The organism is Shewanella sp. 1180_01, from assembly GCF_052850535.1.
This window is the reverse complement of sequence record NZ_VXCT01000005.1, coordinates 61,742-86,015: the sequence shown is the minus strand read 5'-3', so window position 1 is coordinate 86,015 and position 24,274 is coordinate 61,742. Positions and strand designations below refer to the sequence as shown.

Here is a 24,274-nt window from a genome sequence, read left to right as displayed (position 1 = left end):
CAATTAATAGGCCTTAACGTAAATAGTTGAAAACGGTTCTGTTTGGTACAATTCAACCAATAATTCTTTGACTAATTCCATCAGTGCTAAGAAGGTCACGACCACGCCTGCACGGCCTTCAGCTACGGTAAATAAACGTTCAAATGCCGTAAAATCTTCCGAGTTCAGCATGGCTAAAATCTGGCTCATGCGCTCACGGGTCGATAACTGTTCACGCTTAACGTGATGATCTTCATTGGCATCGATACGTTTGAGCACATCGCCAAAGGCGCGGGCAATTTCAAACAACGAGACTTCTGGCGGGATCATTAACGGCTTAATGTCAGGTGCTGCCACTGCTTTGGCTTGAAACACATCCCGCTCGAGCCGCGGCAAATCATCGAGTTTTTGCGACGCTTCTTTAATCACTTCATAGGCTTTCAACTGACGGATCAATTGCGCCCGAGGATCTTCCTCAACCTCATCTTCAGCCACCATACGCGGCAGCAGCAAACGGGATTTAATCTCGGCAAGCGTTGCCGCCATCACTAAGTAATCGGCAGCAAGTTCAATTCGAGCCTGAGTCAGCAACGTAATATATTCTAAATACTGCGCGGTGATTTGCTGAATGGGTAAATCGACAACGTCTAATTTTTGCTTACGGATCAAATATAACAGTAAATCCAATGGCCCTTCAAAGGACTCAAGGAACACTTCCAATGCCTCCGGCGGAATAAACAAATCCAGCGGCATTTCGGTCATTGCCTGACCACGAATAACGGCTAAGGGTAAACTCTGTTGCGTGCCCTGCATCCGCTATCTTGCTCCGTTAACGCTGCGCTAGCCAACTTAGGCTAACGCCAAACGCGCGATTATACCTGTAAATCTGCGGCGATAAAACTGCCAAATGTTCACTGCCGCTCGCCGCATCGCTCACTCGCATCCACTACAGATAAATCTATTGCGCTGGATTTAGAGAAAAGGCGTGATATCACCCGCGCCTTCACGCAAAATCTCGGCGCCATCTTCAGACATATCAATCACTGTCGTCGGCTTTTCGCCTAAATAACCGCCATGGATAATCACATCCACTTGATGCTCGAGCAAGTCGCGAATTTGTTCAGGATCAGACTCGGCAAATTCTGCATTTGGCATCACTAAACTGGTCGACATCAGCGGCGCATCTAAGGCTTCAAGCAATGCCAGTGCGATCACATTGTCGGGCACGCGAATGCCTATGGTCTTTTTTTTGTCATTTTGCAGACGACGCGGCACTTCTTTGGTCGCTTTAAAAATGAACGTATAAGGCCCAGGTGTGCAACTTTTTAGAATGCGATACGCCTGATTATCCACTTTGGCGTAGGTCGCAAGTTCAGATAAATCGCGGCACATCAATGAAAAGTTATGATCGTTCTCGATTTGACGAATTCTCGCCATCCGCGTCATCGCATCTTTCTCACCAATCAAGCAGCCTAAGGCATAGCCCGAATCGGTGGGATAAACAATCACACCGCCCGCTTTTAAGGCGGCAACAGCTTGACTGATAAGGCGTGTTTGCGGATTTACTTCATGTACATAAAAAAACTGACTCATGGTCGTTCCACCCAAGATTCCGATTGCCAGACCCAATCAATACCTTGGGGCTGATACAGATTTTTTCCTAATTCGATCCAATTACTTGGAAAGTGAAAATCACTCCCTATCGATGCAAGCAATTGATTTTGTAAGCTCAAGGCCACAAGGTTGGCCCTGTCGTCTAATGTTTGCTGGCCAAGTACCACTTCCATGGCATCTCCACCCGCTTCTTTATATTCGCGCACTAAGCGCTTAAGCCATTTTGCCGATAACTTATAACCACTGGGATGCGCCAACACAGCTAATCCACCCGCGTTATGAATGATATCGATGGCGCTGGCCATATCACCCCAATTATTGGGGACATAACCGGTTTTACCGCGGGCAAGATAGCGTTTAAATACGCTCGGCATATCCACAGCATGACCATTTTCAGCCATCCAACGGGCGTAATGTCCACGGCTCAATGCCGCTTCACCCGCCAACGCCTTGGCACCTTCGTAAGCGCCTTCAATACCGGCCTTGGCTAATCTATGGCCAATTTCTTGAGCGCGTAATTCACGTAACTCACGCTGGTTTTCTAAAAATGCTAATAACGCAGGATTATCCGCATCGAAGTTAAGCGCAACTATGTGAATATCATAACTGTTCCAGCGAGTAGAGATTTCTACGCCAGAGATCAATTTCAATGGTTCTGCTTGCGATAGATTAAAGGCACGGGCTTCGGGTAAACCTGCTACCGTGTCGTGGTCAGTAATCGCAAATAACTGCACGCCCTTTTCAAGGGCTCTAGCCACCAATTCAGACGGAGTTAACTGACCGTCGGATGCGGTCGTGTGGCTGTGCAGATCAGCCAATATGCTTTGAGTATTCATGGGGCTATTGTACGTGAATTTGTTAATAAATGCGCTGCTATCTCGCATTTTGTGGCTGTGTGACTTAAATTTTCTGCGTCATTAAAGTGAATAAATCGCAGAAAATGAAAAATATTCAATTGACATTCGACCCCAGCTAAGGTTTTCTATACACCAATAACTGAATTAGCGAGACCCTTTTGAATGACACACATTAACGCTTCATTAAACATCATTTGGTGGTGGCACTTCCCAACTTAGCGGGTGGTGTGAAGCTCTGTGCTCATTTGAAAGTGACCAGAATCAACAAGAAGCCCGCAGAAATGCGGGCTTTTTTGTTAGGTGCGAAAAATGTCGGCAGACTCGGGTAACAAGATTAAGAAAGCGAGATAACTCATGATGTTAAAGACATTTTATAAGGTAGCTGGAGTATGAACATGCCCAAACAGACATTCGCACGCTCAAGCACACTCAAGGCGGCATTAACCTACCACAGCGATCCACTGCGCTTGTATCAGCACATTACCCAAGATGCGCCCCATACTATGTTGTTGGAGTCGGCCGAAATCGACAGTAAAGATCACTTAAAAAGCATGGTGATGACCCATGCTGCCATGATGATCCGCTGCGACGGTTATCAACTGACCTTTACCGCACTGACCGACAATGGCGCGAGCTTACTTGCCCCAATCGAAACCTTCTTCAGCGCGAGCGGCGATCGTGCTGATATGAGTGCCAGTCTAGTCCGTGATAACTTGACCTTAGTGGTGACGCTGCAAAAAGACACTAAGCTGCAGGATGAAGATGCACGCTTAAAATCGACCTCGCCACTCGATGGCCTGCGGATGTTTATCCAGCAGATTGATTGTGGCGCTCATACTGACAGCCAAAGTAAACCCGCCTTTGAGGATCTGTTTTTAGGTGGCGTACTGGCCTACGACTTGATTGATACCGTCGAACCGCTGCCAGCCGTACCGAACCGCGATAACGATTGCCCTGACTACTTATTTTACCTCGCAGAAACCTTAATCCTTATCGACCATAAACTGAAACAAGCCGACATCATTACCCATAATTTCAGTCGTGATTCCGCCCAGCATACCGCCATCACCGCAGCGCTGAGCGAGCGAGTTCAGCATCTAAGCACACAATGTAAAGCCCTCGGTAATTCACCTGCAGATGTGCCGACACTGGTCGCCATCGACGCGACTGAGCAAGTCAATATTTCCGATGAGGTGTTCAAACAAACCGTTATCGATTTGAAAGAACACATTATTGCGGGCGATATTTTCCAAGTGGTGCCATCGCGTAGTTTTAGTTTACCTTGCCCGAATACCTTAGGGGCTTATCGCGCCCTGCGTCTAACTAACCCAAGCCCTTACATGTTTTATTTCAGGGGCCAAGATTTCACGCTTTTTGGTGCTTCACCAGAAAGTGCGCTTAAGTACGAGGCCAGCAGTAATCAAGTCGAAGTCTACCCGATTGCCGGCACCCGCAAACGCGGAAAAACCGCCACGGGCGAGATTGATTTTGACTTAGACAGCCGCATTGAACTTGAACTGCGTTTAGATAAAAAAGAACTGTCAGAACACTTAATGTTGGTCGATTTAGCTCGCAACGATATCGCGCGCATCAGCCAAAGCGGCAGCCGTAAAGTCGCCGAATTATTGAAAGTGGACCGTTATTCCCACGTGATGCACCTCGTCAGTCGCGTAACGGGTCAATTGCGCCAAGACTTAGATGCGCTGCATGCTTATCAAGCTTGTATGAATATGGGTACTTTAGTTGGCGCGCCCAAAGTAAGCGCATCACAACTGGTTCGCCAAGCGGAAAAAGCCCGCCGCGGCAGCTACGGCGGCGCTGTGGGTTACCTTAATGCTCTTGGGGATATGGACACCTGTATTGTGATCCGCTCGGCCTTTGTCAAAAATGGCACCGCCTTTATTCAAGCGGGCGCGGGCGTCGTGTTTGATTCGGATCCCCAAAGCGAGGCAGATGAAACCCGTCAAAAAGCTCAAGCCGTGATTTCGGCAATCAAAATGGGTGCAGGACTGCGAGTCAATGAATCGCCAGTAAATGACGCGTCAGCTCAATCGACTTTTGTGCTATCCACTTCAGTACAATCTAAATAGGAGCCAAACATGAAACTCTATCTACTCGATAACTTTGACTCCTTTACCTACAACTTAGTGGATCAATTTCGCAGCCTTGGCTGTGAAGTGGTGATTTACCGCAACGATGTTGCCGCCGACTTTATCGCTGAAAAACTGCTTAACGAACAAGAACCCGCAGCCCTAGTGTTATCGCCAGGTCCTGGTGCGCCCCATGAAGCAGGCTCTATGATGGCGCTTATCGCCAAAGTCGCCGGTAAAGTGCCTATGCTGGGTATCTGCCTTGGGCATCAAGCTATGGTGGAATATTACGGCGGCACAGTGGCGCACGCGCCTTTTGTGGTGCATGGCAAGGCAAGCCCGACTTTCCATGATGGCACTGGCGTATTTGCCGGTTTGCCCTCTCCCCTCCCCGTTGCCCGTTATCACAGTCTCGTTGCCACTCACGTGCCTGATTGCTTGCAAGTGATCGCAACCACTGACGCTATGCCGATGGCGATTCTGCACCCTGAGCACAGAGCCGTTGGCTTTCAGTTCCACCCAGAATCGATTCTGACCACCTTAGGCAGCACACTGCTCATTCAAACCTTAGCCTTTCTTACCCAAGACATGACAACAGGAGTAACCGCATGAGTACCAACCCTATTCAGCCTTTACTCGACGTTTTATACCAAGGTAAAAGTTTAAGCCGCGAGCAAACCGCCGAACTTTTTGGCGCGTTAATTCGCGGTGAGATGAGTGAAGCAGCGATGGCGGGAATGTTAGTTGCGCTGAAAATGCGCGGAGAGACTATTGATGAGATCAGCGGCGCTGCCGATGCCATGCGCGCCGCTGCCAAACCTTTTCCTTACCCTGAGCGAAACAACAATCCGCTTCATAATGGCATAGTTGATATTGTTGGCACGGGTGGCGATGGCTTTAATACCATTAATATTTCCACCACTGCGGCCTTTGTTGCCGCGGCGGCAGGCGCTAAGGTCGCCAAACACGGCAATCGTAGCGTGTCGAGTAAATCAGGATCATCGGATCTTTTGGCGCAGTTTGGCATCGACTTAACTATGTCGCCAGAGACAGCCAGTCGTTGCCTCGACGCATTGAATCTGTGCTTTTTGTTTGCGCCCCACTACCATGGCGGGGTAAAACATGCGGTGCCCGTAAGACAAGCACTGAAAACGCGCACTTTATTCAACGTGTTAGGGCCGCTTATCAACCCTGCAAGGCCTGAGTTTATGTTACTTGGCGTGTATAGCCCTGAGTTAGTCTTACCGATAGCGAAAGTATTAAAGGCGCTTGGCACAAAACGCGCTATGGTAGTGCACGGCAGCGGTTTAGATGAAGTCGCGCTGCACGGCAACACCCAAGTTGCTGAGTTAAAAGACGGCGACATCATAGAGTATCAACTCACGCCCGCCGATTTAGGCGTGCCTTTAGCGCAAATATCAGACTTAGAAGGGGGCGAGCCCGCGCAGAATGCCTTGATTACCGAGGCGATTTTAAAAGGCGGTGGCACTGAAGCACACGCCAATGCGGTCGCCATCAATGCCGGCTGTGCTTTATATGTCTGTGGAATTACTGATTCAGTCAAAGCCGGAACCTTACTTGCGCTCGCTACCATTCAAAGCGGCAAAGCCTTTGAATTGTTAAGCCAGCTCGCAAAAGTCAGCGGTGAAGCCCTAGTCAACGGTCAAGAAAGAGGAAGATAAGCGAATGTCTCAAGTAGAAGTGACTCCAACAGCAATGACTCAAGACCTGCGTACTCAGCCAGAGGCAGCCACAAACGCTATGCCAAAAAGTAATGTGTTAACCCGTATCGTCGATACCAAAGCGGCCCATATTGCCGCCCTGAAACTGCGTTTTCCTGAGGCGAATCTGTCGCCAAAAATCTCTGACCGCAGTTTATTTGCCGCACTCAAGGCACCCAAGGCGGGTTACATTTTAGAATGCAAAAAAGCCAGTCCATCCAAAGGACTTATCCGCGATGTGTTTGATGTAGAAGCCATCGCCGATATTTACGGTAAATATGCGGCGGGCATTTCGGTATTAACCGACGAGCAATTTTTCCAAGGGGATATGGACTATATCCCTAAGGTGCGCGCTCGGGTCAACCAACCAATTCTGTGCAAAGATTTTTTTGTGGACGAATACCAAATCAAACTCGCCGCCCACCAAGGCGCCGATGCGATTCTGTTGATGCTGTCCGTACTTGATGATGAACAATATCAAGGTCTAGCGAAAGAAGCCGCTAAGTATCAACTCGATGTACTGACCGAAGTCAGTAATGAAGAAGAACTTAAGCGCGCCATCGCATTAGATGCGCCGATTATCGGCATCAACAACCGTAACTTAAGGGATTTGAGTACCGATCTCGCTACCACAGAAGCGCTGGCGCCACAGATTGGCAGCGACCGCGTGGTGATCAGCGAATCTGGCATTTACAACAATGAGCAAGTGCGCCGTCTGAGTCCGCTGGTTGATGGCTTCCTCGTTGGCAGCTCGATTATGGCCGAGACAGATATCGATTTGGCCTGCCGTAAATTGATCTTCGGTCACAATAAAGTCTGCGGCCTCACCCGCGTGGAAGATATTCGCGCCGCAGCAACAGCAGGTGCTGTCTATGGCGGACTGATTTTTGCTGAAAAATCCCCACGCGCCTTAACCCTTGATGCAGCAGAACAACTGCTCAGGGAGTATCTCGCATCCGATGCCCCCGCCATTGAATTTGTCGGCGTGTTTGTTAATGCCGCGCCAAGTACTATTACCGATATCGCCGCCAGTTTGCAGTTATCTGCCGTACAGCTGCACGGCACGGAAACAGAACTTGAAATCGCACAGCTCGCCGAGCGACTTGAGCAAGCGGGACTCACTACCCAAATTTGGAAAGCCGTCAGCGTCGATGCGCAAACGGGTGAGCTTGGTTACATACCTCAGGGAGCACAGCGTTATCTCTTTGATAGTAAAACGGCAGGTCAATTTGGCGGCTCGGGCCAAGCCTTTAATTGGCAAAATATTGATGTGAAGTCCTTAGGCCAGCAAAAGGCCCATGCCATGTTGGCGGGCGGACTCAATCCAGGCAATGCGGCAAGTGCCAATGCCCAAGGATTTTACGGTTTAGATTTTAATTCTGGCCTAGAAACCGCCGCAGGGATTAAATCGGCGCAACTTATCCAAATGGCTTTTACCCATTTACGTCTTTAGCCTATCGCGCTAAGCAAGAAGCCCTAGATGCAGTTGGTGCTCGACAAGCGTGATGCTCGACAAAAAATATGAACCTATTAATGCCAGTGACCAAATAGATAACGGCTCAGTTAACACGTTTAACACCAAAACGCTGTTAGCACCATCGAAGCCACTGACAAACTGATTGATAAGATAAGGAAAAAGGTATGTCAAAGTTAAAGCTTAACCCTTATTTCGGCGAATACGGCGGCATGTATGTGCCACAGATTTTAGTGCCAGCCCTTAAGCAATTAGAAACTGCCTTTGTGGAAGCGCAGGAAGATGACGACTTTAAAGCCGAATTTACCGATTTACTAAAGAACTACGCGGGTCGGCCAACGGCGCTCACCTTAACCCGCAATCTAAGCCCCAATCCTATGGTAAAAATCTACCTCAAACGAGAAGATTTACTCCACGGCGGCGCCCATAAAACTAACCAAGTGTTAGGCCAAGCACTGCTTGCTAAACGCATGGGCAAAAAGGAAATCATTGCTGAAACTGGCGCAGGACAACACGGCGTTGCCACCGCCCTTGCCTGTGCGCTATTAGGCTTGAAATGTAAAGTCTATATGGGCGCGAAAGACGTTGCGCGCCAATCACCTAACGTATTTAGAATGCGTTTGATGGGCGCGGAAGTCATTCCTGTCACCTCAGGTTCTGCCACCTTAAAAGATGCCTGTAACGAAGCGATGCGCGACTGGTCTGGCAGCTACGAAAAGGCCCACTATTTGCTCGGCACAGCTGCGGGGCCACATCCGTTCCCAACCATAGTGCGTGAATTTCAACGCATTATTGGCGAAGAAACCAAGAAGCAAATACTGGAACGTGAAGGTCGTCTGCCCGATGCGGTTATCGCCTGTGTGGGTGGCGGCTCTAACGCTATCGGCATGTTTGCTGACTTTATTGACGAGCCGAGTGTCGAACTGATTGGCGTCGAACCTGCGGGTAAAGGCATAGACACACCAATGCACGGCGCGCCGCTTAAACACGGTAAGACAGGTATTTTCTTCGGTATGAAAGCGCCTTTGATGCAAGATAGCGAAGGCCAAATCGAAGAATCCTACTCAATTTCAGCTGGATTGGACTTCCCATCCGTTGGCCCGCAGCATGCGCATCTTAATGCCACAGGCCGCGCCCGTTATGAATCGGCTACCGACGATGAAGCGCTAGAAGCCTTCCAACAACTGGCTCGCTGTGAAGGGATTATCCCCGCATTGGAATCGGCCCATGCTATCGCCTATGCAGTGAAAATGGCGCGCGAGTGCACTAAGGAAACCATTTTAGTGGTCAATCTTTCCGGTCGTGGCGACAAAGATATTTTCACCGTTTCTGACATTTTGAATGGTAAAGAGGTATAACGAACATGAGTGATACATTGACTAACCCAGGCCTTTACCAAGCGGCCCGTTACCAAGCCACCTTTGCCAAACTCAAAGCCGAAGGCCGTGGTGCTTTTGTCCCCTTCGTCACTCTTGGTGATCCTAGCCCTGAGTTATCGCTGAAAATTATCGATACCTTAGTGCAAAACGGTGCCGATGCCTTAGAACTGGGCTTTCCGTTTTCCGATCCCTTGGCCGATGGCCCTGTGATCCAAGGTGCTAACCTGCGTTCTTTAGCGGCGGGCACGACTCCAACGGCGTGTTTTGAATTACTGGCGCAAGTGCGTGCTAAATATCCTGAACTGCCAATCGGTTTGCTGCTGTATGCGAACTTGGTGTTTGCTAATGGCATAGATGCGTTTTACGCCAAAGCGCAGCAAGCGGGTGTGGATTCAGTGCTTATTGCCGACGTACCCGTGGAAGAATCGGCGCCCTTTAGCGAAGCGGCTAAAGCCCATGGTATTGCGCCAATTTTTATCGCGCCGCCCAATGCCGACAGTGAAACCCTTGCACTGGTTAGCGCCAGCGGCGAAGGTTACACCTATCTCTTATCCCGCGCAGGGGTGACAGGCACAGACACTAAAGCTGGCGTTCCGGTGGAAGAAATTCTATCCAAATTGAAAACTTTTAACGCGCCGCCACCGCTACTCGGCTTTGGCATTGCCGAACCCGCTCAAGTAACCGCCGCAATCAAAGCAGGCGCAGCAGGGGCCATTTCTGGCTCTGCCGTTGTGAAGATCATCGAAACCCACCAGCACGATGAAGCTAAGCTACTGGCGACACTTGGCGATTTTACTCGCGCCATGAAAGCGGCGACCTAAGTTAATCAAGATTTCAATCTCTGAGATAAATTACTGATTGAAATTGATAAACTAAGTCACTGATTTAAATTGATAGCCTAAATCGCTAGCCTGAATCGCTAGTGCTTAAGACGCGATGAAAGAGAAAAATCAACAGAATAAGTGGGGCACATTCGCAGCCTCACTTATTTTGCTTTAGATTGACCGACTCCTATGTTTACCCTGCCTTGCTCACCTCACTGTTGGTGTTCTCTTACGGCTCTTATCTTTATCAACAATCACGCCTCCCCCTACCGTGACAAGAAATCAAACTGATAGCTTAGCGGTTATTTAGTCGCAGTTATTTAGTCACAGTTCCTCGGTAGCATGTCAGTATCGAAATGAAATGGACTTTATATGCAGTATCGGATCTATATACTCGAGCTAACTCCATGTGGCAATGGTGTTGAAGGTGAAGTCGCAGGTAAATGCGACAATGGCGCGCCGATTTGGTTTTATTACCAAGGCAGCGCTCAAAAGGCAAGAATGCGCTTTCCGGTTAACCAATGGGTGACGGTTGAATTACTCGGCCAACTAGCAAGTGTTCAAGTTGACATCATTGAGCAAGCTCCACGCCTACCAATTCAATTGAACTTTGAAACTTCAGGACAAATCGTCGACATCAGCCAAACACCCGAAGATACGATTTACCTGTCGCACTCAAACCTTGCACTCCCCTTTGATAATGAACTTGGCAAATCCCCTATTTCGCTCGGTCACTGGGTCAATGTGACGGGCGAGCTTTGGGTAACAAATGGAATGAATTGAGAGTTGATCCCTGCGCTAACTGTGAACGTACAGATAGGCTAGCTTTGGCTTTAATGATTGGGCTTTAATGATTGCGCTTTATCGGTGCAATACCTAGAATGTCGCCGCGCGGGCTAAACTTCATCAATCGCTTAAATACCTTGCTTCCGCTATTGAACCCAATTGGGAAAGCAAATGAAGTCGATAGCGGAATTGACAGTGTTAGCCTGTGATAAATCATTCGCCTGATGAATTTCCAATAGAGGATCCGATGACTATTTCTAAATCTTTGCCCGATGACAAACCTCGTAATTTTTTGGGCACGCCTAAATTACCAGCCAAGTACGCCACGGTTGTAATGCCATTTTTTCTTTCTATTCTAATGAGTTGTATCGTTTCTGGGATCAGTACTTTCAATGGCGTTGGCGCTTCACCGCAGTTTATCGAACTCTGGCTCGGTGCTTGGCTGATCTCATGGGTGGTCGCCTTCCCGACACTGCTGATGGTGTTGCCATTAGTGCGTAAAATTACCGGACACTTTGTCGATTTACGCTAGCTTTACGATTTAGCCTTTCGAACTTGCATTCTGAGTTAACAGCCACATTTCAAAGCCGTCTTAGGACGGCTTTAGCTTAAGTTCATGCCCTTAATAAACGCGCACAGCCGCTATCCATGCCGAGATAACCGTCCTATTTACAGCTCCAGCCAATAGCAGTTTTAAGCGAATAGCTCTCTGAGAAAATACCAAGCTAAGCGAATACACCTGGGGCAATGCCTCTAAACTCATTTATCAGAGCCAATACATCTGGGCCAATGTATCTGAGCCAATGCATTTAAACTTAACCCACACCCGACTCATTTACCCAGCGCCTTCAGCGAGGCTCCAACCTGCGCTTTACAATGGATTTACACTGACTGTTTAGCGGCACCTATCCCCATTGGACTCAGCCGACATTACCGCAATCTAAATCAATTCCCCTCGATTAATAAACCAACACAAATATCGATATAACCACTTGTATTTATAGCCTTAAAAGTCAAGATGCTCGTAATCTCCCCGATTATACGCCCCTTAATTTTAGCCTTTTTGCCAGTCAATTATCTTGCCGTCACATACGTCATTAACCGTACTCAGCCCGCTTATCCGTAAGTTAAAAGTACTATTTCACACCACCACCCAAATGAGAATGATTTGCATTTGAATATTTTCACGTGCTAATTTACTCGCCGTTGTCGGGACAGAGACAGCAGGGAAATAGCCTAAGGACTGCGCTAAACATAGCGAATTAACCACAGCAAAATAGATAGCCAAACAGGCTATTTTGACAGCCGCATTAACTTGGTTTACGTCCTTAGGTAACTGATTACTGGATCGGCAACACGCAACAACATGCTGCCAAAGGAGACGTAAGTGACTACACAGCAAAGGGAAATGGATCGCGAAATTTTTGATCTACTCGGTATAGGCATTGGTCCATTCAATCTTGGCCTCGCCGCCTTATCAGAACCTATCGACGGCTTTAACTGTTTATTTTTAGATGCTAAAACCAGCTTTGACTGGCATCCGGGCATGCTACTCAAATCCTCAAGACTGCAAACCCCCTTTATGTCGGATCTGGTGACTATGGCCGATCCCACCAGCCGTTACAGTTACCTTAATTTTGCCAAGCAAACGGGCAGACTCTATCCCTTTTACATTCGCGAAAATTTCTTTTTACCCCGCCACGAATACAACTTGTACTGCCAATGGGTGAGCCAACAACTCAGCAACCTTAAATTTGGTTTTAAGGTCACTCAAGTGGATTACAACGCCGGTGAAGGGATTTATCGAGTCACAGGTTTTGATAGACGCAGTGGCAAAACCCATACCTATCAATGCCGAAAACTAGTGTTGGGCACAGGAACAGAGCCTTATCTGCCAAAGGATTCCCCCATTCAAGATGCGCGGGTCATGCATACCGCCAGCTATATGCAGCAAAAAACCTACCTGCAGAGTCAGAGTGCCATCACTGTGATTGGCAGTGGCCAAAGCGCGGCTGAAGTGTTTTACGATCTACTACAAGACATTGATACCTATGGCTATCAACTGAATTGGATGACACGGTCAGCACGTTTCTATCCCTTGGAATACACTAAGCTGACGTTGGAGATGACCTCACCAGATTATGTCGATTACTTCCACGAATTAGCACCGGAAAAACGCTGTGCTTTGATCGCCAGTCAAAAATCGCTCTACAAGGGCATTAATGCCGAGCTTATCAACGACATCTATGACTTGTTATATCAAAAGCGCTTGATTGCGGATTTCCAGTGCCAATTGATGACCAATGTGGCGTTAACCCGTATTCAAACTGATCCAGATGCACTCAAGTTACATTTCCAGCATCAAGAGCAAAATACCCCTTTGAGCCAAACCACGGGTGCAGTGGTGTTAGGCACTGGCTATCACTACCGTTTACCTGAATTTATCAAAGAGATAAAGCAACAGATCGAGTTCGATGATGCGGGACAACTTGCGGTACAACGCGACTACAGCATAGATATTCGCGGGGATATTTTTGTCCAAAATGTCGGTTTACATACCCATGGAATAAGTTCCCCGGATCTGGGAATGGGCTGTTATCGCAACGGCATCATCTTAAAAGCCGTGCTTGGTTATGCGCCCTACCACATCGAAGAACACATCGCCTTTCAAACCTTCGATCCGGCCAAACTTGCCAATCATCAGCCCTGCGGCAGCAATGCAATTAACACACTGAATCTTAACCCTAAACATTTCCCTAAGACGTCGCCGCACAGCAATACCGCTGATGCATCGCCGCATCTCTACCCAAGCCAAACGCCGACTTCGAGTATGAGCGCAGGCGCGGGAACCAAGATGTCGGTCTTGATGGCGCCAAACAAGGAGGCGCAATAATGGCGAGTCATTTCTGTGATCATTGTTTAACGCAGCTATGTTTAACGCAGCTATCAGCGATGACAAGCATCAATGGTTTCCAGTTCAGAGCGTTAGATCTTAAGCAAGACACACCAACACTCCAGTCTTGGTTTAACCAAGAGTACGCGCAGTTTTGGGGCATGCAAGGCTTGAGTCTCGCCGCCATAGAAAACCTTATGACAGCCACGCAGCACAAGTTTGCCTTGATAGGTGAGTGGCAGGGCAAAGCGCTCTTTATGGTGGAGCTCTACGATCCCGCCCACGATGAAATCGGTCACCACTATCCTGTTGCGAAGGGGGATTGCGGTATGCACCTGATTATCGCGCCGCCCGATGGCTGCCCAATCAGCGGCTTATCTTTCAAAGTGATGGATGCGATAGCGCAGCTTGTGCTTGAAAAATTGGCCTTTAGCCGCCTTGTGGTTGAACCCGATCAACTCAATGGCAAAATTCATCGCTTAAATAGCCGAGTGGGCATTCGCTATGAAAAAGCGATTCAATTAAGTACTAAAGCAGCTTACCTCGGATTTTGCACTGCGGCCGATCGCCAGCTGGCATCGAACACGCCCTCTTCGACGGGCTTAGCCCAGACAAGCTCAGTGCTGCCAAGCTCGCTCGCGGCGCCCGTAACCTCTCCCATGACATTATTGACTCTTTAGGTGAACTAGATGAACTTACCCACAAAAGCCTTACTAATGGATCCATTGACAACGCAGGATCATCCAACTCACGCAGCGGCGGCTCAACTCAATCCTGCGCTGTCGTCAACATCAACTTCTATGCCGGAGCACTTGACCCCCGCCTATTGGCAAGCGGCTAATCGGCATTTAGTGAAGAAAATTCTCTGCGAATTCACCCACGAGAAAATCATCACGCCGACCCTATACGGGCAAAAGGCGAGGCTTAACCACTATGAACTCAGGCTCAAAGACAGCACTTACTATTTTAGTGCGCGGCACTATCAGCTCGATCATCTTGCTATCGATGCAGATTCCATCCGCGTTTCAGTCGCAGGTCAAGAGCAAGCCCTCGATGCGATGTCGCTGATCATTTCCCTTAAAAATGACTTAGGGATCAGCGAAACCTTACTGCCCACGTATTTAGAGGAAATCACTAGCACCCTCTACAGCAAGGCGTACAAGTTAGCGCATCAGGCGATTCCCGCTGCCACGCTGGCGCGAGCCGATTATCAGAGCATAGAAGCAGGTATGACTGAAGGCCATCCGGTGTTTATTGCCAATAACGCACGGATTGGCTTTGATATGCAGGATTACCGTCAATTTGCCCCAGAAAGCGCGATGCAGATGCAGTTAGTCTGGCTTGGCGTGCGCAAGAGCAAAACCACGTTTGCCGCCCTCGAAAACTTGAGTCACGACGCGTTACTCAAGGAGGAGCTTGGCCAGCAGTTCACTGACTTCCAACAACGTCTTAAAACCCAGCAGCATGATCCGCAGGACTTCTACTTTATGCCTGTGCATCCTTGGCAGTGGCGCGAAAAAATCGCCCGCGTCTTTGCCGGCGACATCGCCCGTGGCGATCTGGTTTATCTTGGCGAAGGCAGCGAACAGTACCAAGTACAGCAATCGATACGCACTTTCTTCAGTCTTTCATCGCCACAAAAGTGCTATGTCAAAACCGCGCTTTCCATCTTAAACATGGGCTTTATGCGCGGCCTGTCGCCCCTATACATGAGCTGCACACCGCAAATCAATGCGTGGGTGGCGAACTTGGTTGAGAGCGACCCTTACTTTACTCAGCAAGGGTTTGTGATCCTTAAAGAAATTGCCGCCATAGGTTACCACCACCATTATTACGAGCAGGCGCTCACCCAAGACAGCGCCTACAAAAAAATGCTCTCTGCCCTATGGCGCGAAAGCCCACTGCCGCACATTGCGCCTAAGCAAAATCTGATGACCATGGCCGCCCTGCTGCACACGGATCATGAAGATAAAGCGCTGATTTCGGCCTTGATAACGGCCTCAGGCTTGCCTGCCAAAGACTGGCTGAACCGTTACCTCAACTTGTATTTATCGCCCTTATTGCACGCGTTTTTTGCCTACGATCTGGTCTTTATGCCCCATGGTGAAAACCTGATCTTAGTGCTGGATGAATATGTGCCGGTCAAGATTTTAATGAAAGACATAGGCGAAGAAGTCGCGGTACTCAATGGCACCTCGCCGCTGCCTGATGATGTAAAACGCCTTGCGGTAAGCCTTGAGGAAGAGATGAAGCTTAACTACATCTTACTGGATATTTTTGACTGTATTTTCCGCTATTTAGCACCGCTGATCGATGAGCAAACCAGCGTCAGTGAAAACCAATTCTGGGAATTAGTGGCGGACAATGTACGTGACTACCAAGCTCAACATCCACATTTGGCCGCCAAGTTTGCCCAATACGATCTGTTTAAGGACAGCTTTGTACGCACCTGCCTCAATCGTATCCAATTGAATAACAACCAACAAATGATAGACCTCGCCGACAGGGAGAAAAACCTGCGCTTCGCCGGCGGTATCGATAATCCCTTGGCGGCCTTTAGGCAAAGCCATGCCTTTAAGCGCCCCAAACTTGGCAGCGCTGAGTCGAAAACATGTTAACGCGCAATATAGCGAATAGACCCGACACTTATTGAAACTTGACGAAACGTTTGTGTGGGCCACTTGTTGGCCCGCTTTATTTAACCCCAACCTAAATGGAATTAAAGATCACCATTATGAAGACTTTCCCTCTCTCCAGCATCGCACTCGTCTGCAGACAAGCCATCGTTAACCCAAAGCTATTGCTGTGCTCAGCCATGTTAGCCAGTGTGCCCCATGCCGTAGCAGACACTGTGGATGCGGATGGTAAAACCAAGAAGCACCAAAAAGAGATTGAAATCATCAATGTCATTGGCGCTAAGGATTTACACGACAATCGCTATAAAACCCAAGCGATGAACACAGCGACAGGGCTCGATTTATCCTATTTAGAAACGCCGCAGTCGGTCACGTCTATCACCCGTCAAATGATGAACGATCAACAGCTTAATAGCGTGATTGATGCCATGACCAGCGTTGCCGGGATCAATGCCCGCCCAATGGATAATGACAGATACAGTATTAGTGCCCGCGGCATTGCCGTGACCAGCATACTGTACGATGGCGTGCCAACCACCTACGATACCCGCTTCAACTATGGGGATAATCTCATCGACACCGCCATCTATGAACGAGTTGAAGTGGTACGCGGCGCGACGGGACTCATGACGGGAGCCGGTAATCCATCGGCGGCCATTAACCTTATCCGTAAGCGCCCAACTCAAGAGTTTATGGGCAGCACATCGGTAAGTGTGGGCTCATGGAATAATGTGCGCGGTATGGTCGATCTTTCGAGCGGCTTAAATGACTCAGGGTCGGTGCGCGGTCGCGTAGTAGCCGCCTATCAGGATAAGGATTCGTTCCAAGACAGATACGAGCAACAGCGCACTACGCTATACGGCATAGTCGAAACCGATATTGGCGATAGCACCTTATTCACCCTTGGTGTCGATTACCAAGATGCCACACCGAGCGGCACTATGTCGGGCGGTTTACCACTTTTTTACAGTGACGGTAGCCGCACTAACTATGATCGCGCCACTTCAACAGCGCCCGATTGGGGCTCGGCGCATACCCAAGGCCTCAACACCTTTGCGAGTCTCGAGCACAGATTTGATAATGGCTGGAACCTAAAAGGGACTTACACCTATGGCGACAACTCATTGGAGTTCGATGTGCTATGGGCCACAGGCTATCCCGATCCTGTAACCAATATCGGCGCAACAGCAGGCTCTATTGCCTATGTCGACGGCAGTCGCACCCAACACAATGTGGATTTGCGCGCCGAAGGACAATTCCAGCTCTTTGGTCAGGAACATCAATTGATGTTTGGCTGGAATGGCCAACGCCAAGAGTTCGCCAATCCCTACTATAATCCCACAGTAAAGGCGCCACCACTGGGAGATTTTCGCGATCCGAACTTCCAGTACCCTAAACCTCAATGGCAAGATACCTCAGACATTGGCTCATCTGGCGAAACCAAGCAGAGTGCCGCCTATGTGGCGACGCAGCTAAATCTCAGCGACGCTTTAGCAATCCTCGTCGGATTACGCCTCAATGAGTGGGAAACCGACCAAGATAACTTTAAAAGCCTATACAATTTCAACATCAGCAACGAACTCACCACTTACTTCGGCCTCACATACGCTCTGACCGAGCAATATTCGCTTTATGCCAGCTATACCGACATTTTTGCGCCGCAAACTAAACAAAGAATCGATAAAAGCTATCTAGATCCGGTCAAAGGGAAAAACTACGAAGGTGGGATTAAGGCGAGCCTGTTCGATGAGGCTTTAGATATGTCGCTATCGGTGTTTGAGATCAGGCAAGACAATCTTGGAATCAGCACTGGCAATGTGATCCCTGGTACCACAACACAAGTGTATGAAGGCGTAAACGGTACAAAAACACAGGGATTCGAATTTGAATCAACAGGTAAAATCACTGATGACTGGAATGTTTACTTAGGCTACACCCAGTTCACCACCGAAGATCCTAAGGGCGAGCGCATCAATACCACATCACCACGTCAGCAGTTAAAACTCTTCACCACTTATACCTTTGGTGGTGATTGGCATAAATTGCAAATTGGTGCAGGGGTTAACTGGCAGAGCCGCGTCTACCAAGAGGCTGATAAACCGGTAGGCAATGGTATAGACAAGATTAGAGTCGAAGTCGAGCAAGGCTCCTATGCACTGGCAAGTTTGATGGCAAGTTACGCCTTCACCGAGCAACTTAAGCTCAGCGCCAACCTGCACAACGCCTTAGATAAAACCTACTACAGCCAAGTCGGTCAATACAGCCAGTTCCAATACGGTACACCGCGCAGTGCCAGCTTAACCTTGGACTATCGCTTCTAAGTCAGACCTTTATTGAGATAGTTCGAAAACCCTTGTGAGCCTAAATCTTGGGCTCACAAGGTCCTCATCTATTGGACTTATCAATAATAGCGGGGCTTATCAATCACAGCGGCAATGAATTACAGCCATTAAGGAGTCACTATGGCAAGCCAACGGGGAGACACCAGACTGCAACTATTACGCGATACCTCGCCAAGCCAAGACGCTTTGAATCAAACCATTTTGACACTCAATCAGCTGTTACATCAGCGGGCGCCCTTCTATGGCGAGCACCTTAGCGCAACGACCTCACCCACGGGACTCAGTTTCGATGAATGGAGCCGTGCCGATACCTATCAAACACTGCTAGCGCGTTTTGCCATCGCACATCCTAGCGCCGAAACTCAGAGTGAAACTAAAACCGAAAACGAAACCGAGACGGATAAAACAGCTGCAACCAGCCGAGCGCCCGCTTTCGCCAGTAAAAGCGCCTTGGTCAGTAAAAACGCAGAGGCCAATCGAAAAGACACTCGCAAAGCGCTGCATTCACTTTGGGGCCAATGGTATTTCGGTCTCTTAGTTCCGCCTATGATGGAATGGATTTTCAACGCCCCAAAAGCCGCATTCGAGTCTGTTCACTGGCAGCCACGGTCCGTGTTTATGCAGCTACATGCCAGTGGCCGAGTGGCCAAATTTGAATTTAACATCGCAAAACACCAGCCAAATACCGCTTTGACCTTTAAAAAACATCACGGCATCGAGCCACTTTCCCAAACCAACACTAAGCCAAGTATCAAGATAGACACTGAGGTGCACTCGCCATTAAGCCCATATAAGCCGCCAGTTGATAAAGAACTTGTCCTACAAGGTTTTATCTTAAACTTACTGCAGCCGAGTGTTGAGCGCCTGCTCACTCTGAGCCCTGTACCCGCCAAGTTATATTGGAGCCACTTAGGCTATCTTATCCACTGGTATCTTGGGGAACTGGGACTTACCGAGCAGTACAGCCAGCAACTAAAACAAGCCCTGTTTCGCCGCACGACCTTTTTAGATGGCAGCACAAATCCGCTGTATAACAGCATTAACTTACTCAACGAACCAGAGCGAGACAGCGCAACACCGAATACAGTTGCGAGAATAGTAACGAGTACAGCATCGAGCTCAACGAGCCCCAAAATCCACTGCATTCGCCGTACTTGCTGCTTAAGGTATCAACTCGCCAACACTGGCCAATGCCACGATTGCCCACTACTAAGTCGCCCTAACGCTAAGACAAACGCCGCCAAACAAGCACAAGTCTAACTTGCCCATGAAACCCATTTAATGGGCAAGATCGCAATCCTAGGCCCATGGTGCTTTTGCCCTTATGTTGCACATGCTACACTCAAGCCCATGTCTCTTTAACATGATTATTTATGAAACAACTGCTTGATTTCCTGCCCCTCGTCATCTTTTTTGCCGTTTATAAATTTTTCGATATTTATATCGCCAGCGGCGCATTGATCGCAGCCACCGCGCTTCAATTGATCGTGACCTATGCGCTATATAAGAAACTTGAAAAGATGCACTTAATCACCTTTGCTATGGTGACAGTGTTTGGCACACTCACTTTAGTGTTTCACGATGATTCTTTTATCAAGTGGAAAGTGACCATTATCTATAGTTTGTTTGCTATCGCCTTAGGTGTCAGCCAATTGCTCAATAAATCGATATTAAAGTCGATGTTAGGCAAAGAAATGCAAGTAGAAGACAAGATTTGGGCTCGCGTAACTTGGTATTGGGTCGTCTTCTTCGCCAGCTGTGGCCTAGTCAATATCTATGTCGCCTTTAGTTTACCATTAGAAACGTGGGTCAATTTTAAAGTGTTTGGTTTAACCGCTTTAACCTTAATTAATACTGTCCTGACCGTATTTTATCTTTATAAACACCTTCCCGAAGATCAACGCAAGGAACTCAAATAATGTGGTATATGATTTCAGCTCAAGATTTTGAGAACAGTTTAGAAAAACGTTTAGCCGCTCGCCCTGCCCATTTAGCTCGCCTGCAAGCCCTCGCCGATGAAGGTCGTTTACTGATCGCTGGCCCACATCCAGCCATTGACAGCGAAAACCCAGGTGATGCTGGCTTTAGTGGTTCACTGGTTGTCGCCGATTTTGAATCCTTAGTGGCAGCAAAACACTGGGCCGATGCCGATCCTTATATCGAAGCGGGCGTGTATAAAAGCGTGGTCGTTAAACCTTTCAAACGAGTCCTGCCCTAATGAAAATAGTGTCCTTTAACATCAATGGTCTGCGCGCGCGCTTGCATCAATTACAAGCCTTAATCGACAGCCACCAGCCCGACATTATCGGCCTGCAAGAAACCAAAGTGCACGACGAAGCGTTTCCATTAGCCGACGTCGAAGCCATGGGATATCAAGTGCATTACCACGGCGGCAAGGCCCACTATGGCGTTGCTATGTTGTCTAAAGTCGCGCCAGAAAAGCTGCAAAAAGGTTTTCCAACCGATGACGAAGATGCCCAGCGCCGCATGATTATCGGCACTTTTGCCCAAGCGAATGGTCGTCCGTTAACCGTATTCAACGGCTATTTCCCCCAGGGCGAAAGCATAGACCACCCAACAAAATATCCTGCTAAACGTAAGTTTTATCAGGACTTAATGCACTACTTGCAGACAAATCACAGCAACGATGAAGATATCGCCATCATAGGTGATATCAATATTTCGCCGACCGATTTAGACATAGGTATTGGTGAAGTCAATCGTAAGCGATGGCTGAAAACGGGTAAATGTAGCTTCCAACCGGAAGAGCGTGAGTGGTTAAAAACCTTGCAAGACTGGGGTTTAGTCGACACTTTCCGTCAATTACACCCAGAGCGCATCGAACGTTATTCTTGGTTCGATTACCGCAGCAAAGGTTTCGATGACAACCGCGGCCTGCGTATTGATGTGATTTTAGCAACACCTTCACTGGCAGCACGTTTAGTCGAATCCGATGTCGATTACGATCTTCGCGGCATAGATAAACCCTCAGACCACGCGCCCATTTGGAGCACGTTCAAAGAGGCCTAATCCGCTAGGGATTAACCATCTCATAGACATAAAAACATCGGCATATGCCGATGTTTTTGTTTGAGAGTGACTTAAGCAGAATGAGATTGGCACAAGTAAGTTAAAAATGAACAGCATACATCGCAGAAAAGTTGTGAGCTTAGCTTCAGTCACAGATTAATCGTGAGCCATGGCATTCACTCATCGACGCGGTGAATAGAAACCTAGGGTTTCTGAGCTTATGAACGAGAGCCATGGTCGTTCTCATGCATCCCTGCATTGCACGACATTCAGGCGTCCTGCCTATCAGATAGCGAACTGGCAGTTAAACAGGGACGTTGTTCAAGTCCATCCTTGGATGCAGGGCCGCCCGTCTGATGTGAAAGGATTCACAAATGTCACGATGGCATGAACGCCAAAGAGCGGCCATAGGGCGGACGGTCGTCTCGCAAATCACCAAGGCTCAACTGTTTAGCATCGGCGAAGCCTGTTTATTTTACAGAAATACATAGCAAGCTTTTGGACAGAAATGCGTTGGAAAGTAGTGTTTGGGGAGCAGTAATTTCAGTTGTTAGAAGTTTAGCGTTTACGGGTATCCACTCGCACAGGCTTGCCATGGCATTCGCTCGTCGACTCGCAGCCAGTCCATCCTTGGATGCTCGACCACCCCGTCCATGGGGCGGACGGTCGTCTCGCAAATCACCATGGCTCACCTTTCGAGCATTCGCGTAATCTGTAGATTTACAAGATATACGCAACATACTTTGGGACAAAAACGAGCTAGGGTTTTAGCTCTAATTCGTGACAATCAAATTAAAATTTCTATGGGTTAAAGTCCGGCTCACACTGGTTTGAAGCCGCGATACGGCGGATAATAGGTCGCTGTACAGCCGATTGTCAGCGCGTGATTTCCAAAGCTGCGAATGACTATATGCATCTCTTGTTAAAGGCCGATATAGATATCGCAAAAAGCACAATTAGAAATGACGCAGCGGCGAATGCAGCGAGTCCAGCGAACCAATCTGCCCAGCCGGGATAAGTTGCTTGTAACAACGGCCTTAGGACAAGGTCGGCCAGCCCTGCAGCTCCAACTATACCAAACACAGCTGTCAACCATCGGTCCATTCGGGACCGTCGCTTTTCTGCGGTATAACGTCTCTCATCTAGGTACCATCTAGCTTGCTCTTTACCTGACGCGATGAGTCCTATTGTTCCCGCAGCAGTCATCAAATACTCAAGCGCATCAGTAATCTCTCCCGCTTGGCTTGACTTGTGAATTACAGAATTGGCTTTGGCCAAAGTTTCGTACGCATACACAAGTTGTTCATCTGTTAGGGGACCTTCTGCTATGTCACATGCACGCGCAATACGAATATTGTGGTACTCGAAGTGTTCTGCTCTAGCCTGGTTCTCTAGCAGTCGAGTCCTTGTGTTGGGATTATCCCAAGTATTGTCAGATTCGCCGGATGGTCGTAACCACGTCCAGAGCAAAATTGCTCGATTACCGTGTAAGCAATAGTCGTTAAATAGACGAAGGTCTGGAGGAAGCTGCGGAGTATCATTCACTCCAGCAGAGCGGAGCAAGATACGCGATATAGACTGGCCGTATGAGTCAAATAATTGGTCCTTGGACTTAGGCTGACCTACGAATCGCATTAAGGAAATCGAAGGTCGACCTTGCCACAACTGAACACCCACTACATCGTCATTCTTTCTGTAACTTGTTGAGACTACCAGTGAAGCTACAGCATTAGCGTAGATGGATCTGCAAAGGTCGATCGTTCCCTCCCACTCCGTTTGCTCCTCCGAGCCCGCTATTTGATGAAGGATCCATGGCTCCCCATCCAAATCGAAACGTCGTCCTTCCTTAACGAGGGAATTGTCGAGTGCAGTTCTTGCGGTTCGTCGCATCTTCTTAACGAGCTTACGTGCCTTTCGGCCAAATACACGTTGCCCACCAATGGACATTTCACTCTCGTATGCATCAGGCAAAAGCAGATCACCATCTATTTTTTGAAGTGCCGCTTTTACCCAAACAGATTTAAAGTAGCGCTGGAACAAATTGACTACATCACTGATGAAATCTTCCTCGCTCAAGTCGCCCCATGTAGTATCGAGTTGAAAGCTAATACACATGAGTCCGTCAGCATGAAGCTTTAGGGATGGGTAAACTGGCAGAGTCAAGTCTTCATTTTCCAGTACTACTGGTGGTAGTGCGGCTCGCAAATACGGAGCTACTTGCCCAACCTCATCGCCTTCGATCCGGCGCTCGTGAAATGCAAGCTCCAAGCAGAAAGCTAGATCCTTGGCGGTATACTGTGGCAAAGAGTCGCTAAACTGAACCGTCCAGCTGTTCTCCCACCGACGTCCCTGTGGACGAAGCCATTCGACCTGAACCTCGCCATATTCATCAAGATATATGGCCTTCAAATCCGAAAAACAAACAGTCCTTACTATGCCCGCCTCGAGAAGTGCCTTAGCCGTTTTAAGAAGATCTACTTTGGTGACATTAAGGCCAATTGCGTAATTATAGAAGCAGTTCACTTGCTGTATCCGCATGTTTCCCGGTTCGGTCTTCATAGATAGCACTCCAAACTGTGAATTGTAAGGCTACTTACATAGCCGAGGAGCTGTGCGATAACGCTAAAAACAGAGGCGTATTTATACGTC

The 24,274-nt window shown here is 48.4% G+C and carries 20 protein-coding genes and 1 other annotated feature; of the genes, 16 read left to right on the top strand and 4 right to left on the bottom strand.

Annotation, left to right across the window (positions count from 1 at the left end):
• Positions 1-3 precede the first annotated feature (3 nt).
• From FW758_RS04880 to rnm, 3 genes are all read right to left on the bottom strand, one after another.
• Entirely contained in the window at positions 4-792 is a 789-nt protein-coding gene (locus FW758_RS04880; RefSeq protein ID WP_011847143.1) for a segregation and condensation protein A, read from the bottom strand.
• Between the two features lie 159 nt (positions 793-951).
• On the bottom strand, positions 952-1,572 hold the full coding sequence (locus tag FW758_RS04875; protein ID WP_006082184.1) for an L-threonylcarbamoyladenylate synthase: 621 nt from the start codon (positions 1,570-1,572) through the stop codon (positions 952-954).
• Positions 1,569-2,429 (bottom strand): RNase RNM, encoded by an 861-nt coding sequence (rnm, locus tag FW758_RS04870; protein WP_041411197.1) that lies wholly within the window; start codon positions 2,427-2,429, stop codon positions 1,569-1,571. Before rnm ends, FW758_RS04875 begins: the two co-directional genes overlap by 4 nt.
• 210 nt (positions 2,430-2,639) lie before the next feature.
• Positions 2,640-2,747, top strand: a sequence feature (Trp leader region).
• Positions 2,748-2,845: 98 nt separating this feature from the next.
• Between rnm and FW758_RS04865 the strand changes: the two genes are divergently transcribed.
• From FW758_RS04865 to xthA, 16 genes are all read left to right on the top strand, one after another.
• Complete coding sequence (locus tag FW758_RS04865; RefSeq protein WP_446444794.1) at positions 2,846-4,540, top strand: anthranilate synthase component 1; 1,695 nt, start codon at positions 2,846-2,848, stop codon at positions 4,538-4,540.
• Between the two features lie 9 nt (positions 4,541-4,549).
• Complete coding sequence (locus FW758_RS04860) at positions 4,550-5,152, top strand: aminodeoxychorismate/anthranilate synthase component II (RefSeq protein WP_446444793.1); 603 nt, start codon at positions 4,550-4,552, stop codon at positions 5,150-5,152.
• Positions 5,149-6,222 carry an anthranilate phosphoribosyltransferase gene (gene trpD / locus FW758_RS04855; RefSeq protein WP_115334335.1) on the top strand — a complete coding sequence of 358 codons (1,074 nt, stop codon included), beginning with the start codon at positions 5,149-5,151 and terminating at the stop codon, positions 6,220-6,222. Before FW758_RS04860 ends, trpD begins: the two co-directional genes overlap by 4 nt.
• Positions 6,223-6,226: 4 nt before the next feature.
• Positions 6,227-7,714 carry a bifunctional indole-3-glycerol-phosphate synthase TrpC/phosphoribosylanthranilate isomerase TrpF gene (trpCF, locus tag FW758_RS04850; RefSeq protein ID WP_446444792.1) on the top strand — a complete coding sequence of 496 codons (1,488 nt, stop codon included), beginning with the start codon at positions 6,227-6,229 and terminating at the stop codon, positions 7,712-7,714.
• A 188-nt stretch (positions 7,715-7,902) separates the two neighbouring features.
• Entirely contained in the window at positions 7,903-9,093 is a 1,191-nt protein-coding gene (gene trpB / locus FW758_RS04845) for a tryptophan synthase subunit beta (RefSeq protein WP_115334333.1), read from the top strand.
• Positions 9,094-9,098: 5 nt separating this feature from the next.
• A complete protein-coding gene (trpA, locus tag FW758_RS04840; protein WP_115334332.1) occupies positions 9,099-9,935 on the top strand; it encodes a tryptophan synthase subunit alpha in 837 nt (278 codons plus the stop codon).
• A 375-nt stretch (positions 9,936-10,310) separates the two neighbouring features.
• Entirely contained in the window at positions 10,311-10,721 is a 411-nt protein-coding gene (locus FW758_RS04835; protein ID WP_413473244.1) for a glycerate kinase, read from the top strand.
• 250 nt (positions 10,722-10,971) lie between these two features.
• Complete coding sequence (locus tag FW758_RS04830; RefSeq protein ID WP_115334330.1) at positions 10,972-11,256, top strand: DUF2798 domain-containing protein; 285 nt, start codon at positions 10,972-10,974, stop codon at positions 11,254-11,256.
• An 855-nt stretch (positions 11,257-12,111) separates the two neighbouring features.
• Positions 12,112-13,617 carry a lysine N(6)-hydroxylase/L-ornithine N(5)-oxygenase family protein gene (locus FW758_RS04825; protein ID WP_446444791.1) on the top strand — a complete coding sequence of 502 codons (1,506 nt, stop codon included), beginning with the start codon at positions 12,112-12,114 and terminating at the stop codon, positions 13,615-13,617.
• Positions 13,617-14,297 (top strand): GNAT family N-acetyltransferase, encoded by a 681-nt coding sequence (locus tag FW758_RS04820; protein WP_446444790.1) that lies wholly within the window; start codon positions 13,617-13,619, stop codon positions 14,295-14,297. The genes FW758_RS04825 and FW758_RS04820 overlap by 1 nt, the downstream gene beginning before the upstream one ends.
• Positions 14,298-14,306: 9 nt before the next feature.
• Complete coding sequence (locus tag FW758_RS04815) at positions 14,307-16,235, top strand: IucA/IucC family protein (RefSeq protein ID WP_446444789.1); 1,929 nt, start codon at positions 14,307-14,309, stop codon at positions 16,233-16,235.
• A 95-nt stretch (positions 16,236-16,330) separates the two neighbouring features.
• Entirely contained in the window at positions 16,331-18,574 is a 2,244-nt protein-coding gene (locus tag FW758_RS04810; RefSeq protein ID WP_446444788.1) for a TonB-dependent siderophore receptor, read from the top strand.
• Between the two features lie 141 nt (positions 18,575-18,715).
• On the top strand, positions 18,716-19,855 hold the full coding sequence (locus tag FW758_RS04805) for an IucA/IucC family C-terminal-domain containing protein (protein WP_446444787.1): 1,140 nt from the start codon (positions 18,716-18,718) through the stop codon (positions 19,853-19,855).
• Positions 19,856-19,968: 113 nt separating this feature from the next.
• The gene (locus tag FW758_RS04800; protein ID WP_012587356.1) at positions 19,969-20,514 is read left to right on the top strand and encodes a septation protein A; all 546 of its coding nucleotides are present in this window, start codon (positions 19,969-19,971) and stop codon (positions 20,512-20,514) included.
• A complete protein-coding gene (locus tag FW758_RS04795; protein ID WP_006082200.1) occupies positions 20,514-20,813 on the top strand; it encodes a YciI family protein in 300 nt (99 codons plus the stop codon). The genes FW758_RS04800 and FW758_RS04795 overlap by 1 nt, the downstream gene beginning before the upstream one ends.
• Positions 20,813-21,625, top strand: a complete 813-nt coding sequence (gene xthA, locus FW758_RS04790; RefSeq protein ID WP_011847158.1) for an exodeoxyribonuclease III — start codon at positions 20,813-20,815, stop codon at positions 21,623-21,625. Before FW758_RS04795 ends, xthA begins: the two co-directional genes overlap by 1 nt.
• A gap of 906 nt (positions 21,626-22,531) precedes the next feature.
• Here xthA and FW758_RS04785 read toward each other — a convergent pair.
• On the bottom strand, positions 22,532-24,184 hold the full coding sequence (locus FW758_RS04785) for a hypothetical protein (RefSeq protein ID WP_446444786.1): 1,653 nt from the start codon (positions 24,182-24,184) through the stop codon (positions 22,532-22,534).
• Positions 24,185-24,274 lie beyond the last annotated feature (90 nt).

Bases quoted from the DNA above. Each gene is read 5' to 3' on its own strand.
- FW758_RS04785 (WP_446444786.1), bottom strand. From the start codon at position 24,184: ATGAAGACCGAACCGGGAAACATGCGGATACAGCAAGTGAACTGCTTC.
- trpA (WP_115334332.1), top strand. From the start codon at position 9,099: ATGAGTGATACATTGACTAACCCAGGCCTTTACCAAGCGGCCCGTTAC.
- FW758_RS04815 (WP_446444789.1), top strand. From the start codon at position 14,307: ATGAACTTACCCACAAAAGCCTTACTAATGGATCCATTGACAACGCAG.
- FW758_RS04800 (WP_012587356.1), top strand. From the start codon at position 19,969: ATGAAACAACTGCTTGATTTCCTGCCCCTCGTCATCTTTTTTGCCGTT.
- FW758_RS04865 (WP_446444794.1), top strand. From the start codon at position 2,846: ATGCCCAAACAGACATTCGCACGCTCAAGCACACTCAAGGCGGCATTA.
- xthA (WP_011847158.1), top strand. From the start codon at position 20,813: ATGAAAATAGTGTCCTTTAACATCAATGGTCTGCGCGCGCGCTTGCAT.
- FW758_RS04810 (WP_446444788.1), top strand. From the start codon at position 16,331: ATGGAATTAAAGATCACCATTATGAAGACTTTCCCTCTCTCCAGCATC.
- FW758_RS04875 (WP_006082184.1), bottom strand. From the start codon at position 1,572: ATGAGTCAGTTTTTTTATGTACATGAAGTAAATCCGCAAACACGCCTT.
- FW758_RS04835 (WP_413473244.1), top strand. From the start codon at position 10,311: ATGCAGTATCGGATCTATATACTCGAGCTAACTCCATGTGGCAATGGT.
- FW758_RS04860 (WP_446444793.1), top strand. From the start codon at position 4,550: ATGAAACTCTATCTACTCGATAACTTTGACTCCTTTACCTACAACTTA.
- rnm (WP_041411197.1), bottom strand. From the start codon at position 2,429: ATGAATACTCAAAGCATATTGGCTGATCTGCACAGCCACACGACCGCA.
- trpCF (WP_446444792.1), top strand. From the start codon at position 6,227: ATGTCTCAAGTAGAAGTGACTCCAACAGCAATGACTCAAGACCTGCGT.
- FW758_RS04880 (WP_011847143.1), bottom strand. From the start codon at position 792: ATGCAGGGCACGCAACAGAGTTTACCCTTAGCCGTTATTCGTGGTCAG.
- trpD (WP_115334335.1), top strand. From the start codon at position 5,149: ATGAGTACCAACCCTATTCAGCCTTTACTCGACGTTTTATACCAAGGT.
- FW758_RS04820 (WP_446444790.1), top strand. From the start codon at position 13,617: ATGGCGAGTCATTTCTGTGATCATTGTTTAACGCAGCTATGTTTAACG.
- trpB (WP_115334333.1), top strand. From the start codon at position 7,903: ATGTCAAAGTTAAAGCTTAACCCTTATTTCGGCGAATACGGCGGCATG.
- FW758_RS04795 (WP_006082200.1), top strand. From the start codon at position 20,514: ATGTGGTATATGATTTCAGCTCAAGATTTTGAGAACAGTTTAGAAAAA.
- FW758_RS04830 (WP_115334330.1), top strand. From the start codon at position 10,972: ATGACTATTTCTAAATCTTTGCCCGATGACAAACCTCGTAATTTTTTG.
- FW758_RS04805 (WP_446444787.1), top strand. From the start codon at position 18,716: ATGGCAAGCCAACGGGGAGACACCAGACTGCAACTATTACGCGATACC.